The sequence below is a fragment of the Hydrotalea flava genome (assembly GCF_001623405.1).
In the GTDB taxonomy this organism is placed as follows: domain Bacteria; phylum Bacteroidota; class Bacteroidia; order Chitinophagales; family Chitinophagaceae; genus Hydrotalea; species Hydrotalea flava.
In genome coordinates, this window is sequence record NZ_LUHG01000032.1 from 1 (window position 1) to 17280 (window position 17280).

General features: G+C 36.2%; 17 protein-coding genes. 4 read left to right on the top strand and 13 right to left on the bottom strand.

Features of this window, described 5'->3' with window-relative positions:
• The coding region (locus A0F92_RS01280) for a glycoside hydrolase family 3 C-terminal domain-containing protein (protein WP_068240894.1) at window positions 1-1723 on the top strand (1723 nt) is incomplete at its 5' end.
• A gap of 24 nt (window positions 1724-1747) precedes the next feature.
• Here A0F92_RS01280 and A0F92_RS01285 read toward each other — a convergent pair.
• The 5 genes from A0F92_RS01285 to A0F92_RS01305 form a co-directional block, all read right to left on the bottom strand.
• Entirely contained in the window at window positions 1748-2008 is a 261-nt protein-coding gene (locus A0F92_RS01285; protein WP_068240896.1) for a CBU_0592 family membrane protein, read from the bottom strand.
• 28 nt (window positions 2009-2036) lie between these two features.
• Window positions 2037-3176 carry a cystathionine gamma-synthase gene (locus A0F92_RS01290; protein WP_068240921.1) on the bottom strand — a complete coding sequence of 380 codons (1140 nt, stop codon included), beginning with the start codon at window positions 3174-3176 and terminating at the stop codon, window positions 2037-2039.
• A gap of 164 nt (window positions 3177-3340) precedes the next feature.
• Entirely contained in the window at window positions 3341-3907 is a 567-nt protein-coding gene (locus A0F92_RS01295) for a DUF2911 domain-containing protein (RefSeq protein ID WP_068240898.1), read from the bottom strand.
• 125 nt (window positions 3908-4032) lie between these two features.
• A complete protein-coding gene (locus A0F92_RS01300) occupies window positions 4033-4632 on the bottom strand; it encodes an acyl carrier protein phosphodiesterase (protein WP_068240900.1) in 600 nt (199 codons plus the stop codon).
• Between the two features lie 42 nt (window positions 4633-4674).
• Window positions 4675-6063 (bottom strand): thioredoxin domain-containing protein, encoded by a 1389-nt coding sequence (locus tag A0F92_RS01305; RefSeq protein ID WP_167516712.1) that lies wholly within the window; start codon window positions 6061-6063, stop codon window positions 4675-4677.
• Between the two features lie 168 nt (window positions 6064-6231).
• On the opposite strand from A0F92_RS01305, the gene A0F92_RS01310 reads away from it, so the two are divergent.
• Both A0F92_RS01310 and A0F92_RS01315 read left to right on the top strand, forming a co-directional pair.
• Window positions 6232-7836 (top strand): NAD(P)/FAD-dependent oxidoreductase, encoded by a 1605-nt coding sequence (locus A0F92_RS01310; protein ID WP_262490024.1) that lies wholly within the window; start codon window positions 6232-6234, stop codon window positions 7834-7836.
• A gap of 364 nt (window positions 7837-8200) precedes the next feature.
• Window positions 8201-8650: a hypothetical protein gene (locus A0F92_RS01315; RefSeq protein ID WP_068240904.1), complete on the top strand. Its 450-nt coding sequence runs from the start codon at window positions 8201-8203 to the stop codon at window positions 8648-8650.
• A gap of 20 nt (window positions 8651-8670) precedes the next feature.
• On the opposite strand, the gene A0F92_RS01320 is transcribed toward A0F92_RS01315, so the two are convergent.
• The 3 genes from A0F92_RS01320 to A0F92_RS01330 are packed head-to-tail and all read right to left on the bottom strand — an operon-like array spanning window position 8671 to window position 11620.
• The gene (locus A0F92_RS01320; protein WP_068240907.1) at window positions 8671-9459 is read right to left on the bottom strand and encodes a polysaccharide deacetylase family protein; all 789 of its coding nucleotides are present in this window, start codon (window positions 9457-9459) and stop codon (window positions 8671-8673) included.
• Window positions 9459-10688 (bottom strand): glycosyltransferase family 87 protein, encoded by a 1230-nt coding sequence (locus A0F92_RS01325; protein ID WP_068240909.1) that lies wholly within the window; start codon window positions 10686-10688, stop codon window positions 9459-9461. Before A0F92_RS01325 ends, A0F92_RS01320 begins: the two co-directional genes overlap by 1 nt.
• Window positions 10689-10690: 2 nt before the next feature.
• On the bottom strand, window positions 10691-11620 hold the full coding sequence (locus A0F92_RS01330; RefSeq protein WP_167516713.1) for a glycosyltransferase family 2 protein: 930 nt from the start codon (window positions 11618-11620) through the stop codon (window positions 10691-10693).
• A 114-nt stretch (window positions 11621-11734) separates the two neighbouring features.
• On the opposite strand from A0F92_RS01330, the gene A0F92_RS01335 reads away from it, so the two are divergent.
• Window positions 11735-12709 (top strand): deoxyhypusine synthase family protein, encoded by a 975-nt coding sequence (locus tag A0F92_RS01335; RefSeq protein ID WP_068240911.1) that lies wholly within the window; start codon window positions 11735-11737, stop codon window positions 12707-12709.
• Window positions 12710-12928: 219 nt separating this feature from the next.
• On the opposite strand, the gene A0F92_RS15430 is transcribed toward A0F92_RS01335, so the two are convergent.
• The 5 genes from A0F92_RS15430 to A0F92_RS01355 form a co-directional block, all read right to left on the bottom strand.
• Window positions 12929-13486 carry a TlpA family protein disulfide reductase gene (locus tag A0F92_RS15430; RefSeq protein ID WP_167516714.1) on the bottom strand — a complete coding sequence of 186 codons (558 nt, stop codon included), beginning with the start codon at window positions 13484-13486 and terminating at the stop codon, window positions 12929-12931.
• 1281 nt (window positions 13487-14767) lie between these two features.
• Complete coding sequence (locus A0F92_RS01345; RefSeq protein WP_068240916.1) at window positions 14768-15913, bottom strand: TlpA disulfide reductase family protein; 1146 nt, start codon at window positions 15911-15913, stop codon at window positions 14768-14770.
• Window positions 15914-15984: 71 nt separating this feature from the next.
• Window positions 15985-16164 (bottom strand): hypothetical protein, encoded by a 180-nt coding sequence (locus A0F92_RS01350; RefSeq protein ID WP_068240918.1) that lies wholly within the window; start codon window positions 16162-16164, stop codon window positions 15985-15987.
• A gap of 428 nt (window positions 16165-16592) precedes the next feature.
• On the bottom strand, window positions 16593-16769 hold the full coding sequence (locus tag A0F92_RS15435) for a thioredoxin domain-containing protein (RefSeq protein WP_167516715.1): 177 nt from the start codon (window positions 16767-16769) through the stop codon (window positions 16593-16595).
• A gap of 11 nt (window positions 16770-16780) precedes the next feature.
• The gene (locus A0F92_RS01355) at window positions 16781-17119 is read right to left on the bottom strand and encodes a hypothetical protein (RefSeq protein WP_068240920.1); all 339 of its coding nucleotides are present in this window, start codon (window positions 17117-17119) and stop codon (window positions 16781-16783) included.
• Between the last annotated feature and the right edge of the window lie 161 nt (window positions 17120-17280).

A 17280-nucleotide genomic window follows, 5' to 3' on the forward strand; every position in this document is an offset into this window, starting at 1 on the left:
AATGGAAGGTGCCGGCGAAGACCCTTACTATGGAAGTGTGGTTGCAGCCGCCAGGGTAAAGGGGTTACAGGGCAATTTGAACGATGCCGAACATATTATGGCCTGTGTAAAACATTTTGCTGCATATGGTGCTGTGCAGGGTGGAAGAGAATACAATACGGTAGATGTTTCAAGAGTAGCTTTATGGAATAAATACCTGCCGCCTTATCATGCCGGCGTTCATGCCGGTGCAGCTACCGTAATGAATGCGTTTAATATTTTTGATGGTGTACCTGCCAGCGGCAATCAATATTTGGTACATGATATTTTAGAAAAGAAATGGGGTTTCAAAGGATTTGTGGTGAGCGATTGGAACTCGTTTGATGAAATGATTACACATGGCTATGCGGCCAATAGAAAAGATGCTGCTTACAAAGCATTGAGCGCTGGTAGTATGATGGATATGGAATCGAAAGTGGTGGTAGATTATTTACCTGAATTATTAAAAGAAGGAAAAATCAGCATGCAACAGGTAGATGATGATGTGCGCAGAATTTTATACTATAAGTTTAAATTGGGTTTGTTTGATGACCCCTATAAATTTTCTGATGCGGCCAGAGAGCAAGCTACTGAATTTACTGAAGCGCATCGCAATGAAGCCAGAAAAGCCGCCGATGCCTCAATTGTGTTGTTGAAAAATGAAAACAACGTATTACCCATTGACGCTACTGCTAACTCATCCATTGCACTGATTGGGTATTATTCCAAAAGTAAAGATGATTTATTTGATTTTTGGATTGCCAATGGAAAAGCTGCTGATGCAGTAAGTATTTATGAAGGCATTACTGAAAGGTATCAGCATAGCAATATAGCTTACAGCAATGGTTATTTGCCGGATGGCAGCAGCAATGAACAATTAATCAACGAAGCGGTTGCAACATCTAAAAATGCTGCCGTAATTGTAGTAAATATAGGATTGTCAGGAAAATTAGCCGGTGAGGACCGCTCATTGGCTAACCCTGCTATTTCAGATGGGCAGGTAGCATTGTTAAAAGCATTGCATGCAACGGGTAAACCGGTAATAGCATTGGTTTCAGCAGGACGCCCGTTGGTATTAACTGCCATTCAGCCTTATGTAAATGCCATTGTATATTGCTGGATTCTGGGAACAGAAACCGGACATGCCGTTGCCGATGTGTTGAGTGGCGATTATAATCCATCCGGTAAAACCGTCATGAGTTTTCCTTATGCGGTGGGGCAAATACCTGTGTATTATGATCATTTTAATACCGGAAGGCCATTACCCGATTCAGGTGATCAAAGCTGGAAGAGCCGTTACCGCGATATTCCCAATACACCATTGTATCCTTTTGGCTTTGGTTTAAGCTATACTAATTTTGCTTACAGTAATTTGGAATTGTATAACAACACTATCCAAAAAGATAGTCCGTTGCAGGTATCAGTGCAGGTAGCCAATACCGGCAACAAAGCCGGATATGAGGTTGCACAATTATACATTCGTGAAAAGAGCGCTTCTATTGTACAGCCAGTTAAAGCATTAAAAGCTTTTCAACGGGTGTATTTACAACCCGGCGAAAAGAAATTGCTGCATTTTACTTTAACTGATAAAGATTTGGCTTTTTATGATGGGGAAGGAAATGTGCATACAGAAGCAGGCGCCTTTAAAGTATTTGTTGGCGGTAATTCAAGAGATGTGCTGGAAAAAGATTTTATGTTGAAATAATTTTTTTATTTGAAGAAGGGGGCATCATTTACCAACGGTGCCCCTTTTTTGTTGCTGTGCTTTAATAAGTGCCACAATGGCAATACCAATCCAAATAATATTAACCATTACTGATGGAAAAGCATGATGGTACGATGAATTGATGATAAAACAAATGCCACCCACAATATTGCTCCAGATGTACAATGGAGATGCGGCAGCCAGTTTGCCATTCATATTCATATAATAAGAGCCCAATAACAGTAAAGCACCGAGCCATCCAATTACTTCTACAAGAATTTGCATATTGTATTTATTGTATGAACCAAAAAAATTAGCCAATAGCCTTATTTAAATCTTCTATTAAATCTTTTACATCTTCAATACCTACACTTAGGCGTATGAGTGAATCTGTTAAACCGTTTTTTAAGCGCTCTTCACGTGGTATGGAAGCATGCGTCATAGAGGCGGGATGGTTGATTAAACTTTCTACTCCTCCTAAACTTTCGGCCAATGAAAATAGATGGGTAGAAGAAAGAACCCGTTTGGCATTTTCAATACGATCATCTTTCAAAGTAAAACTCATCATGCCTCCAAAGCCACGCATTTGTTTCGATGCAGTGGCATAACCCCGATGGTCTTCAAATCCACACCAATATACCTGTGCCACTTTTGGATGATTGCGTAAAAAATGTGCAATAGCTTGTCCGTTTTCACAATGCCTTTGCATACGTACATGTAAAGTCTTTATGCCGCGTAATACCAAAAAACAATCCATGGGCCCGGGAACGGCACCGCATGATTTTTGGATGAAATAAAGCTGTTCCCTCAGGGTTTCATCATTCATGACCAAACAACCCTGAATAACATCGCTATGGCCGCTTAAATATTTGGTAGCAGAGTGCATTACAATATCTGCACCTAAGGTTAAAGGGTTTTGTAAATAAGGCGATGCAAATGTATTGTCAACACATAACCAAATATTTGCTTTTTTGGCAATGGCGGCAATGGCAGCAATATCGGTAATATTCATTAATGGATTAGTGGGTGTTTCTATCCAAATTAATTTAGTTTTATTGGTAATGGCTTGCTGTACGTTTTCAGGAACAGTAGTATCGGTAAACAAAAAACGAATGCCGAATTTTTGGTATATTTTAGTGAATAACCGGTAAGTACCTCCATACATATCATTGGCTGCAATTACTTCATCGCCGGGTTGTAATAATTTTAAAACAGCATCGGTTGCAGCAACACCACTACCAAAGGCAAGCCCATATTTGCCCTGCTCAATGGCAGCAAATGCACTTTCTAAAGCAAAGCGAGTGGGGTTTTGGCTTCGGGCATATTCAAAACCTTTGTGTACACCGGGTGCTTCCTGCACAAAGGTAGAAGTTTGGTAAATAGGTGTCATAATAGCGCCGGTAGAGGGATCGGGTTCTGCCCCGGCGTGAATAAAAGTAGTAGCTAATTCCATACAATATGCATTTTTGAATAATGAAATACAGGCTTCATGCCTTTTATTAGGCCGCCATTTAACAAAGATGCAAAATGTTGGCGAATGCGTATTTAAAATCGGGATAATAAAAAAATACCCCAACCTGTTTGGGTTGAGGTAAGTGTTCAATAAACAAATTTTTTTTATGGAGCTAAGGTAATGGGCAATGCTGCTTTTACATCATCCCATTCCATAATTAAATTGGCACCATTCTTTGCATCTTCAAAGTAAATAGTAAAATTTTCAATAGGGCTGCTTAGATTTTCAACCGGAATAGTGGTACGTACCACATCTTTCTTGGTATCGTAAGTGTAGTTACCCCAACTGTAATTGTCTTTATTTACAATTAATGTCCATTTATTGGCTTCTGGTATGCAGTATAAAGTGTAACGACCTTTGGGTACAACTTTTCCGCCAATTTTTACATTCTTAAAAAATTCAATTTCAGTGGCTTCATTAGCGCCTAAACGCCACATTTCACCATATTTTACGATACCATTAAAAATGGTACGGTTGTTTTTTTGCGGGCGACTGAAAATAATTCTTGCAACGGGCAGGTCTTTTACTTTGCCATTCATTTTTAATAAAGGATAACTATCCGGCCAATAGCTCATGTCCATAGGGCTTTTGTCTAAATCTGAAGGCTTTTGTTGTGCCCAAATTGGTAACGATAATAGCATGCAGGCAAAAAAAACAATGAACCGATTCATACCGTTTTGTTTTTATGTGTGGATGAATAATTTTTTATAACACGAAGATGCAGGGTTTTGTTGAATGAACAAAGATTATGTCGTAAGGTAAATTGAATAATGGAGGGCAATAATACAGTATTACTTTATAACTCATTTAAAAGTATGGCCAATTGTTTAGATGCGAATTGAATTACATCGGGAAAAAACTGTTGATAGGCTTCCTGAAAAAATGCTTTATTGTTTTCCAATACCGGTAATAAAGCAATGGGCGGTTGTAAATATTGTGCCCGATACACCAATCCTTCAAAGGTTCTTTCAATACCCTCTTTATTTCTGTAATGCAATAGCCAGTTATGCATTCGCATGTTTTGAAAGGTCAGCGAAAATTTTTCAGGAAACACCGGTTCATACTGTTGCAAGGCAGTATAAACAGTTTCGCTAAAATGCACTAATTGCTGTTCTGCTGCAAATACCTGTTCATCATTGGCCAAAAAATAATCATACACCACATCCATAAATGCGCCGGCATACAAGCCTACCTGCGGTTTAAACAATTGTTTGGCAGCCAGCGTAACGGGGTGTTCATCCGTATACTGATCAATTAAGCGATGTAACGTAATACCCTGTTGTATCAGTATGGGGAAATTATTTTTTTTATTTCCTTTAATAAAATCACTCATCATATTGCCCGCCAATATATCTCGATGGCCAAATGATAAATATGCATGTGCCAGATAATTCATTTGGCTAAAGTTACGGTATTATTGTATGGTGTAATGAGCAACCTATCGCATTGAATGATTCAAAACTTCGCTATTCTGCATTTTTTGTAGCGTTTTTTCAAAGGTTTGGGCACTAATATTTCTTTTGCGTGCTTCTTCAATAGCCGTATTTTCCCAGGCAATGGCCACTTCTTTTTTACCTAATTTATATAAAATATGTGCATGGGTATCAGCATTTTCGGGCGATAATGCTGCGGAAATTGATTGCCGGCTCCACTTCAATGCTTTATTCAGATAATGAGCATCGTTACTAAACTGATAAACCTGCCACGCTCCATTGTTTAATTCGTTGGCAATACGCTGGCCACCCGGTGCTATTTGAATGGTTTGTTTTACAAAGAAAGTTCCATTCTTTTTCGCTTCATCACTTAAACTTTTTTTAAACTGTTCTATTAACATGTTTTGATTGCGGGCAGTGTATACAGAATCGGCTTTATGAATAGAGTCAATCATGGCATCGGTATAATATCGGTCATAATATTGTACGGCTCTGTTTAGAAATTGTGAAGTATCGCCTACACCATAGTAATATTGCAACAGTAACTCATCAAATTTTTTGATGCCCGCTGCTCTTTGATTGCTAAAGGTACCCAGTGCAAATTGGGCTATTTGTACTGCATAAGCCGAATTGGTATCGGTAATGGCTTGTTCCATTGATTTGGTAATAATGCGCCCATTGATAGCTACCCTTATCGGCAGTATAAGCCGGTACCAGCTTTGGTTAAACACATCTTCATTTTCGTGCAGATATCGAAAAGCAGGCGATTGAAAAACCGGTGCTGCATGTGCCAGCATTTGCAGAAAGCTAAACGATTGGGCAGAATCGGCCGGTGCCTGTTGTACTACCTGCGTTAAGAAACCGGTAGCAGGTTCCATTGATAATTGGAATACGGTTTGTAACAATCTGTATGATGTAGCAAAGTTATTTGGATTGCTTTTAAAAGCGTAGAGTTGTTGCTGCAATGAATACTCGTTGTTCAATAGATTATTGAAAATTTTATTACTGAATGCACTATAATAACCAGCGGTATTGCGGGTGCCGTGATCAACTGCTATGATATTGCCGGCATCGTTTAAAACAATCATCCCAAAAAATGCTTTTGGGAAATAATACACATTGGTATCGAGTTGAAGGTAAGTTGGAACGGAAGTAGTAGCGTAGAAAATATATTCTTCTTCTAATAAATTTTTTATTTCCGCATCTTTTGTTAAGCCTGCCATACCTACTTCATTGCAAATGCTGCAATCTTTCGATTGTACAAATATCCAAATAGGTTTTTTGGTAGCTTTGGCTTTGGATAGCACCTTTTCAAAGTCAGAATACATTTGCGCTACAACAACATTACTCAAAAATAAGAACAGCACACAAAGTTTTAGAGATATGTTTTTCATATAAGCAGGTGTTTATATGGCAAAATAATATATTTTTAATAACAGAAAAATTAATTTTTCTATCTGTTAAGTAATAATTTTTTATTAAGAATGAAGTGTTTTGTACTGTGATGACATTTTATACGCAATTTTGAATTTCGGGAGAATTGTAATCATATTAATGAATTCATTGTAACCTATATGCCTAAAATAGCAATCATTATCGGGGCTGGCCCGGCAGGTTTAACTGCCGCTTATGAATTGGTTACTAAAACTGATATTCAACCTGTTATTTTAGAAAAATCAACCGACATGGGTGGTATTTCTAAAACGGTAGTGTATAAGGGTAATAGAATGGATATTGGTGGGCACCGTTTTTTTTCAAAATCGGATGTGGTAATGCGGTGGTGGCAGCATATTTTACCCATACAAGGTGCTGCTGCTAAAAATGATTTGCAAAAAGATATTTATTACCACCGTAAAAAAACAACGGTTTCACTTTCGCCCAATGGGCCTGATCCTGAGCAAACCGATAAGGTAATGTTGATAAGAAAACGCTTATCCCGCATATTTTTTCTGCGTAAATTTTTCGATTATCCTATTTCAATCAATACAAAAACACTTTTTAATTTGGGCTTAATTCGTATTATTAAAATTGGTTATAGTTATTTAATGATACGCCTGTTTCCGCCTAAACAGGTAAATAGTTTAGAAGATTTTTTTATCAGCAGATTTGGTACTGAACTCTACCAAACATTTTTTAAAGATTATACCGAAAAGGTTTGGGGGGTTTCTTGTAGCGCCATTGCTGCCGATTGGGGAGCACAGCGTATTAAAGAATTGTCGGTTTCAAAAGCAATAGCGCATTCCATTCAATCTATCTTTAAAAAACAACGCTCAATTGAGCAAAAGGATGTTTCCACCAGTTTAATTGAACAATTCATGTATCCGAAACTGGGACCGGGACAAATGTGGGAAACCGTTGCTGCATTAGTGCAGGAAAAAGGGGGTGTAATTATTAAAAATGCTAATGTTGAAACCTTACAAACAGAGGGTAATTGTGTGCAATCAGTAACCTATACCGATGCGCTAAGCGGTGAAACAAAAATAATTAAGGGCGATTATTTTTTTTCAACCATGCCGGTGAAAGAACTGATTGCCGGTATGGGTAGCATAGTACCCGATGACGTTAAAAAGATGAGTGAGGGGTTACAGTACCGTGATTTTATTACCGTTGGTTTATTATTAAACCGGTTGAAAATTAAAAACGAAACAGGTATTCCTACTAATAATAATGTGGTACCCGATAACTGGATTTACATTCAGGAACGTGATGTAAAAATTGGCCGATTACAAATTTTTAATAACTGGTCGCCTTACATGGTGGCTGATGCAACAAAAGTGTGGATGGGTTTGGAATATTTTTGTAATGAAGGTGATGCGCTTTGGCAAATGACTGATGCTGAATTTATTCAGTTTGCTATTGATGAGTTACACAAAATTGAAATCATTGACCGCAATGAGGTAGTAGATAGTACCATCATTCGTATGCCAAAAACTTATCCTGCTTATTTTGGTACCTATCAACAATTCCATATCATACGCCGGTTTACAGATACGTTTGCCAATTTATTTTTAATTGGGCGAAATGGTATGCATAAGTACAATAATCAGGATCATTCTATGTTAACAGCCATAACTGCTGTTGACAATATAAAAAATGGCATCACGTCTAAAGATAATATTTGGGCCATTAATACGGAAGAAGATTATCATGAAACCAATAGTAAATAGTTGATGTTTTTTACTTAATATCCTTTTTTGTTAATGCTTTCTGAACTGCCTACTTATTTAGTATGATTGCTGTTGCTGGAGCATTTTTTTTATTCCATTCATCCATACTGTTATCATTTCTTTTACACTTTCATCACAGTAGAAAAAAGCTTTTCATAAAAAAGTTATGTTGGCTCAAACATCGATGAATACTGTGTTTTGTATAATTAAATAATTCCATTTAGAAATTACAGCACTACCGTTCATACAAAACAGCAGGTGTTTACTGTAACCAATCAAAAACTACTTCGTTGTATTTTCAGGGTAGCTTAGGTTTGCACTGTTCAACAAAAATATTTTTTTCAAAACCTTAAATTGTATTACGATGAAAAAATTAATTTTTCTGGCACTGATAACTGTATCCATCGCAGCTACAGCCGCTACCGATCCTGCTTCTAATGTAAGCTTTACTGTATTGAATCATTTTACCGCCAAATTTTTAAAAGCACAAAATGTAGATTGGAAAGTAACCGATCAATTTGTAAAAGCAAGTTTTACCTTAAATGGAAAAGAAATGAATGCTTTTTATAATAACGACGGTGAATTGACGGCGGTAACCACTAAAATTGATTTTGATAAATTACCGCAGCGTGCTATTATGACCATTGGTTTAAAATATCCTTACCCTCCATACAAATTGGTAGATTGTATTGAAATGAAAGATGCAATGCAACAATTAACAAAGTATGTATCGTTGCTTACAGAAAATGAAAACATCATTTTACAAATTACGCCCAATGGAAGTGTGCATGAGTTTAAACGAATGTATTTATAGTGTTCATGAAAGCCGGCTGATTATTGTATTGGCCGGCATTTTTTATCCATAAATTGTTGCATCGTTATAAACTGACCTTCCTGTTTCATAGCTTCTATGAACTGATGTAATCTGTATTCAAGCCTTTTGCCTGAATATCTTTTGGTGTAGTTCGGAATTTGATAGTTGGATAGTTCTGTAAATTCCCAGGGATGCAGGTATAAAGAAACGTACCCGTCTTGCCGCAAGGTTTGTAAGGTAAATTTTACAAACAACGATAACGGCATGTTTTTAAATGCCAACCAAAATAAAGGAATTCGCAGGTTGGGTGTAACTGATGCAGGAATACGCACTATGTGCTGTTCTGTATACCATGTTCTCGGTAAATGGCGGTTGTTGTATCTTCCCGGAATCCAGGTGGGGTTTACAGAAGCATCGTACAGGTAACCTGCAGCTTTTAACGCAGCTATATTTACCTGCTGCATTCTCGGCATTCTTAATCCGGTAATGGTTTGCCCGGAAATGACTGCTAATCTTTGTTTCGATAATAATAAATCTGCCTCTTCAAAACGGCTATGGTAAAAAGTATGCGAAGCAATTTCTTGTGTACCAGCTAATTGTTGTATTTGTTTCGGAAAATGGATGGCATAATTTGCAGTGGTAAATAATGTACAGGAAATATTGTGTTGCTGCAATATGGATTCAAGCACATCGGTACCTTTTTTACCAACATTCATTTGTTCTTCCGGTGATATAGGCTGTCCGTATTCCAGGGGCATATCAAATTCTTCCACATCAAAACTTAATAAAATATATTTTTCTTCTTGCATTATGCAAAGTTATTCGCTTGCCTTAATTGTACAGCAGGTACATTTAAAAATTGACGGGTTAATATTTGTAGCACAATTACACACCAAATCATTACATTGGGCAATGCTTTAATGGCATAGGGTCGGGCAATATGTTCCCGAAACCAGGATGTTAATAAATCAGAATATGAAAAACTCGTAATAACAAAAGCTGTAATGAATACAATATGAATCAACATATTCTTGGGTTGTAACCAATACCATAAACATACAGCCGGAAATGCAATGATATATGTAGGCGATTCGGAGCCGGTACTAAAAATAACCGGAAACAACAATACCGAACACAATAAGTACAAACCAAATCGTGTATCTTTAAAATAACGATATGGCAGGTATTGTGATACAAACAATAGGGCCGCCGGAGCCAATACCCAAACATCTTTTAAATAAGTAATACCCAATAGACGGCGTAGAATACCCATTGCAGAAATGTCCTGATAATCATTATGAATATCTAACCGGATATTTTTAGCCGATTTTTTCTGCAAACCATGGTACCAGTCAGCATAACTTTTTACAATAAAATGGGGTGGGGCAATGAGCATGGGTGCTAAAAAAAATACAATCGACCAAATAACGCTCCATAAAATAAACTGCATTTTGTTTTTACTGAGAAAGAAAAAGGCAAAACCAACAATGCCATAAATTTTGATAAATACGGCAATTAAAATAAAAAACAATCCCCATTTGTCTTTCCCTTCCCAAATAAAAGAAAAACCAAAAATAATGCAGGCAGCTATCAACGCATTACTTTGTACCCATGAAGAGGCGTTCATCATTTCAACGGAAGAAAAAATTAGTATCAAATTCTGCCCTGCTTTTTGAATGGGTAATTTTCTAATGGCAACATATAAAATTCCCGTATTAAATAATACCCATGCAATAGCGCCCCATGTTTTGGGTAATACGGCAAAAGGTGCAATTACAATGCTGAAAAAAGGGCCATATAAATTAACATCGGCATAGGTTTGTGGATATTCAAGGTATAAATTAGTTTGTTGCAGGGTATGAAAAAATACATAACGAAAAATAACAAAGTTATTAAAGCGGTCATGGCCTATGACCTGAATAATAACGGAGGTGAGTGATAATCCAAACCAAAGCACTATGGCTACCTTTGTATCAGTTAGCCATTGATAGGGTTTCCCAAAATATGGATGTTTATTTTTTTGTATTTCTGCCTGCATGTTTATCGAATATTCGTTTCATCTACAATATATTTAGGCCTTTGTTTACTTTGTATAAACAGTTTACCCAAATAAATTCCCATAATTCCTAAAATCATTAATTGTAAGCCGCCAAAAAATACAATGGTTACAATAGTAGAAGCCCAGCCCGATATGGCTTTGCCGTACCATAAACTATATACTACATAGGGTACATAACAAATAGACAAAGCAGAAAAACTAAAACCCAAATAAATGGCAATGTTTAAGGGTTTTACACTAAACGAGGTTAAGCCTTGTAAGGCCAAACGTACCAATGCTTTATGGTTGTATTTGGTGGTGCCTGCTGCTCTGGCATGCGGGGTATAGGGTATTCCGGTTTGTTGAAAGCCCACCCATTTTACCAATCCTCTAAAGAAGGGTCTGTCTTCGTGCAGGTTATTTAAAATAGCCACTACTTTCTTATCGAGCAGGCGGTAATCTGCAATACCATCTTCCAATTCCACATCCGATAAATGATTGATTAACCGATAAAACATAGTTGAAGAAAGTTGATTCATTTTGTGGGTATGTTCATTCTTTTCTTCCCGGTAAGTATATACAACGGCATTGCCTTGCTGCCATAATGAAATGAGTTTCGGTATTAATTCCGGCGGGTGCTGCATATCTGCATCCATGGTAATTACTGCATCTCCTTTGGCGTAATCAAAACCGGCCAATAAGGCATTATCTTTCCCGAAGTTTCTGGAAAATGAAATATAGAAAATATTTTTGTTTGTTTTTTCTGCTTCCTTTAATGCCTTCATGCTATTATCGGTACTGCCATCATTTACAAAAATAATTTCATATTCAAACGAAAGCGTTTCAAAAACAGCAGCAAGGCTGTTGCTGATAATGGGAATATTCAATTCCTCATTAAACACAGGGATAATAACACTAATCAGCATGTTCATGTAGGGTAAGGGTTATCAAAAGTATATGATTTTATTACACACTGCAATACAAGGTAAATTATAGCTGTTAAAACCACTCAAAAAATTTATTTTTGCCCCTCAAAACAGCAAATCATGCAAAAAGGACCCGTTTCTCAATTTATAGAACACCATTACAGGCATTTTAATGCTGCCGCTTTAATGGATGCAGCCAAAGGTTATGAAGCACATTTGGCCGATGGCGGTAAAATGATGATTACCTTAGCCGGCGCCATGAGTACCGCCGAATTGGGCATTTCATTAGCCGAAATGATTAGGCAGGATAAAGTGCAGATAATTAGCTGCACCGGCGCTAATTTAGAAGAAGATATTATGAACTTAGTGGCGCACAGCCATTACAAACGGGTACCCAATTACCGAGATTTAAGTCCTCAGGAAGAGTGGGATTTATTAGAAAACCATTACAACCGTGTTACCGATACCTGCATACCCGAAGAAGAAGCTTTCCGCCGTTTACAACAACATATTTTTAAACTATGGAAAGATGCCGATGCAAAAGGCGAACGTTATTTTCCGCACGAATACATGTATCAAATGCTGCTCAGTGGCGTGTTAGAACAGTATTATGAAATTGATCCGAAAGACAGTTGGATGCTGGCAGCCGCACAAAAAAATATTCCCATTGTAGTACCCGGTTGGGAAGACAGTACCATGGGCAATATTTTTGCCAGTTATGTTATAAAAGGTGAGTTAAAGGCCTCTACCATGAAAACCGGCATTGAATACATGGTAGAATTGAGCAACTGGTATCGCACCAACAGCAGCGGCAAGGGGGTAGGGTTCTTTCAAATAGGTGGCGGTATTGCCGGCGATTTTCCCATTTGTGTTGTACCCATGATGTACCAAGATTTAGAGTGGCATGATGTTCCATTCTGGAGCTATTTCTGTCAAATCAGCGATTCTACTACCTCTTACGGCTCTTATTCCGGCGCTGTACCCAACGAAAAAATTACATGGGGAAAATTAGATATACATACACCTAAGTTCATTGTAGAAAGTGATGCCACTATCGTAGCCCCATTGCTATTTGCCTGGATATTAGGCTGGTAAATTTTTTTGTACCCGGCTGCATTACTACTATGTAGCTTCTGTTGCGTCGCACACTTGTACGCCAACAATACTATTCAGCAAGGGCGAAGTGCCGAAATGGTGCTTTGCCTTTATTATGATGCAGTGTAATTAATTATTTTTACAATTTATAAAACATACAACCTACTTCTTTAAAATATGCCGCTAAACAATTAGGTGATACATTCATTGTGCCAATTTTTAGTGGATGGTTTCATTACCCTCTGTTTGAGCTGCTTTTAAAAGCATGGGTAAAATGGTTTCCATTATATTTTTCTCAGCATACATTGGCATAGTTGAACCTCCACGCTTTAAATATATTGCTTCCCCTTTTTTATTGTAAATAATATTGGTTGGATAAACGGGCATACCTTTTAATAAAATATCGGTTTGTGTACTATCAATCGCATACACCGGAAATTGTATATTGTATCTTTTTATAAATGCTTGTATGGTATCTACTGATTCACTGGCAAATGAAAAAAACTGAATGTTTTTATTGCCCTGAACAGTGGCATATAATTGATTCAATGCTGGAAATTCTGCAATACAGGGTGTACAGTTGGCAAACCAGTAGTTAGCAAAAATTACCTTGCCTCTTGGATTATTTGCGCTAACCTGTTGCATGGTGTTGAAAATAGCATCATACTTCATTTTGTGTTGTGGTACAGTATCGGTTTGAACTACTGTGTTACTATGTACTTTACCTCGTAATTGTTTTAATTTTATTTCGGGTTTATTATCATTAAATGATGTCACTAAAAAATGTTTATTACCAATTATTAGTGTATCACCAATGAAATGGTTAGTAAAAGATTTTATATTGTTGATGTAGATGGTAGTATAACCTTTATTTAAAAAACTATCTGTGCAACACCCTCTAATAAAAAGCAAATTCCATTTTCTTTGCTTAAATTTAATTATGCTGTTATAGCCCATTCCAAAGCCTAAAGAAATGAACGTATTGTAAAAATTATGATCATATATTTTAACATTAATTGCACCGTAAATATAATTAACCTTGTTAGTATCAGTGCTTTTTGTAAGGGTTGGTTGTATTGTAAAATAATTTATATTGTCATTAAGCGGACTGGTATATGTTTTTGGTAAGTTAATTTTGGTATCATCTGTAAATTGGTAATTGTTATTTTTATCTATTATTAGAATAACAGATCCATTTGATTTTTTGCCCAATAAAATATGTATATATTTAGAAGTAGCTGAGTCTGTTGTTTCTACTTCATATTTTGTCTGCTTTTTTGAATCGTATTGCCAATTTATATTTGTAGTTAGTTTAGGAAAAAAATCATATGTTTCTGTAAAAATAATGGCAGAGTCAATACCCAATTTATTTAATAAAATTTCATTCTTACACGAGTCACCTCTGTGATAAATTGTTTGAATGTTATACTGATTAAACGGTATTGGCACTTGTTTTAATGGGACAGTGTAGTTGACCTTCCACAAACTGCAACTATAAATTAAAAAGCAATTTATGCATAACACTATCCATTTTATACAACATAAATTCATATTGAATAAAGTTTAAATTAATTAGGTGATTCAACTTTGAATTAAATCACCTAATTAAGATTACACTACCTGATTCCTGGGCATGGGTTTAAATTCCCATTACAAGTTAATCCCACGTAGTTTTCTGCGGTACAGGCTTTGCTTGATCCACAAATTGTAGGATTAGTAGGTCCACTACAAACAGCACAAACAGTACCATAGCCCCCCACAATTTGTTTCATTTCATCTTTCGTTAATGCTTTCATTGTTTACATTTTTAAAGTGATTGAATTTTCCTTTTTTTCTCCGGTAAGGAAAGTGTACACCAGTTCAATGGCCATTGAAAGCATTCATTTTTATCTTCCGGGCAATAAAAACAAATGCACTATAAAAGTATATGTTTTATTTTGAAAATTATAGTAGGGGAATCCCTACAATTTGATCAATATTTAAAACTTAACACAGCTTCCCATAGTTATATATAACCTTATTCCAACAATGGTTCATTGTATTTCGTTATTTTCGTTCTTACAACAATTCATCTTTTAAAAATGCTTCTAATCTTTCAGGCTTTATATCAACTGCCACAATTTTACCTTGTTGATTAATTAAAAAGTTACTCGGATAACTTTTAATATAAACCGATTGTGCCCGTTTACCATTTGTATCTATACAATGCTTCCAGTGATAATTTTGTTTTTTTAAAACTGCTTTATATTGTTGTAATGTTGAGATGGCATCGGTTGTAATAGCAATTATTTCAAATCCAATAGTATGGTATTGTTTGTAAATAGGTTTCAATAATTCAAATTGCCCAATACACGGACTGCAACTGCTGTACCAAAAATCAATTAACGTATATAACGGCTTTTCATGCTTCCATTCCGGTACTTTTGCTTCAATAAAATGCAATAAAGGAAAGGACTCTCCAATGGTTTTTTTACGTAATTGTAATAAAAAGTTACTTAATACCTGATGAATTGCTTTTGGAAATAGGTTGCTCTGTTCTTCTAAAAGTTTGGGATAAGCAGCACGATAACCCATTTTGTTCATGTTCCAATACAATATCCACGGATTAATGGAGGCGTTTGGATGCCTTTTTATATAATCAGTTAAAATGCTATCCCGTTGGTTTCTGTATATATTTCTTTGCCATTCAAAATGTGTGTTACATACTTTTTTAGCTTCCCAATTTTGTATGTTCTCGCAATGGGTGGTATCATATAGTGTTAAAAGGCTCGTATTTACACTGTTTAATGAACTTAAATACTGTATGAAAGCGTCTTGTGCTGCACTGTTGCTTACAGTAATACCCCAACCTACATCAAAAGGGTTGTGATTGGTGGTTTCTTGAATGTTAATATGGTGTTTGCCCGTATCCACAAAAAAAAGTTCGGTAATGAATTGATTTTCCTGATTCAATAATCTGTACATACCCGGCTGCTGAATGTGCCCGCTAATAGTAAATTGATGATTACGAATCTGAATGCTATCAGGAAATTGATTACCTTGATATAAAACCAGAATGGCTTCCTGGTTGCTTTCTATTCCTTTTATAAATTTCACATAACCATTTTCTATGGTAGGTATGCTTCCGGTTATACGGCAATTTATTTGGGCACTTGCCAGACCGGAAATGAATATTAATACTGAATAAAATAATAATTTTACCATCAATCAATATTTTAAAAATCAGCATGCAATTTTAGTTGCATGCTGACAAATGGCCAATCAGGTATTTGTTGTTACGTAATATTAAATGCTTGAGATGTACAGAAAAGACCACCAGAATGGTTTTCGCAAATACAGGATTTTGTTCCACATGCATCACCAACAGCTTTGCCTGCACAAGAAATATTGGTGCCACAGCCAAAATCTTCTCCCGCTTTTATTTGTTTCATTTCTTCTTTGGTTAAAGGTTTCATTGTTTGTATTTTTAAAATGATAGAATATTCCTTTTTTATTCCGGTAAGGAAGGTTTAACCGGTTCAATGGCCATTGAAAGCATTCATTTTTATCTTCCGGACAATAAAAACAAATGCACTATAAAAGTATATGTTTTATTTTGAAAATTATAGTAGGGGAATCCCTACAATTTTATATCGTTGTAGAAGAATGAAAGATATCCGATAGTTCATTTTGCTTGCTGGACTTTGCAGATTTATACCTGTTTTCTGGCATTCGTTTTTCAAAAAAACGGCTAAAACGTTCTGGTGTAATTTCTACTGCCACTATTTTACCCTGTTGGTCAATTAAAAAATTGCCCGGATAGGATAACTATCAATATAAATAGATTGGGCATGTTTACCCGCCGTATCTATACATTGCTTCCCGGGATATTGTTGTTTTGCTATTACAGCTTATGAATGGGGCAGCGTTTTATTAGCATCGGTTGTAATGGTACCATTTCAAATTGTTTTGAATGGTATTGAAGGTATACCGGCTTCAATAATTCAAATTGCTCAAGGCATGGACAGCAACTGCTGTACCAAAAATCAATGCGTGTATAAGCCGGTGCAGTTTTTTCCATGCAGGAAATTTTTACTCCACCAAATGCAATAAAGCAAAAGGCTGACCCACTGTTTTCATTTGTAATCTTACTAAAAAATTTTTCAATATTCGGTAAGTATCTGGTGAAAATTTCCTTGTCTGTTTCTGTAAAATTGCCGCATAAGCAGGCCTATACCCCATTTTGTTCATAAACCAATAAAGCATCCATGGGTTAATGGCTGCATGCGGGTGAAGGCGGATATAATTAACTACAATGCTATCCCGTTGGTTTCTGTACATAGCCCTGTGTTGTACATTGTAAATGCTAACTCTAAAAACATCCACAAATGCATGCAACTTAACTTTTGCGGGGGGGATTAATTTTTTCATAGTACATTTATTTTAGCTATGTTAAAAATAATTAAATGATAATAAAAATAAAATTATTTTTTAATGTTTATGTGATGGGCATAAAAAAGCCGCCTTAGTAGCTACTAAGACGGCTTTTGGATAAATACGGCAGCTACCTACTCTCCCAGGGACAAGGCCCA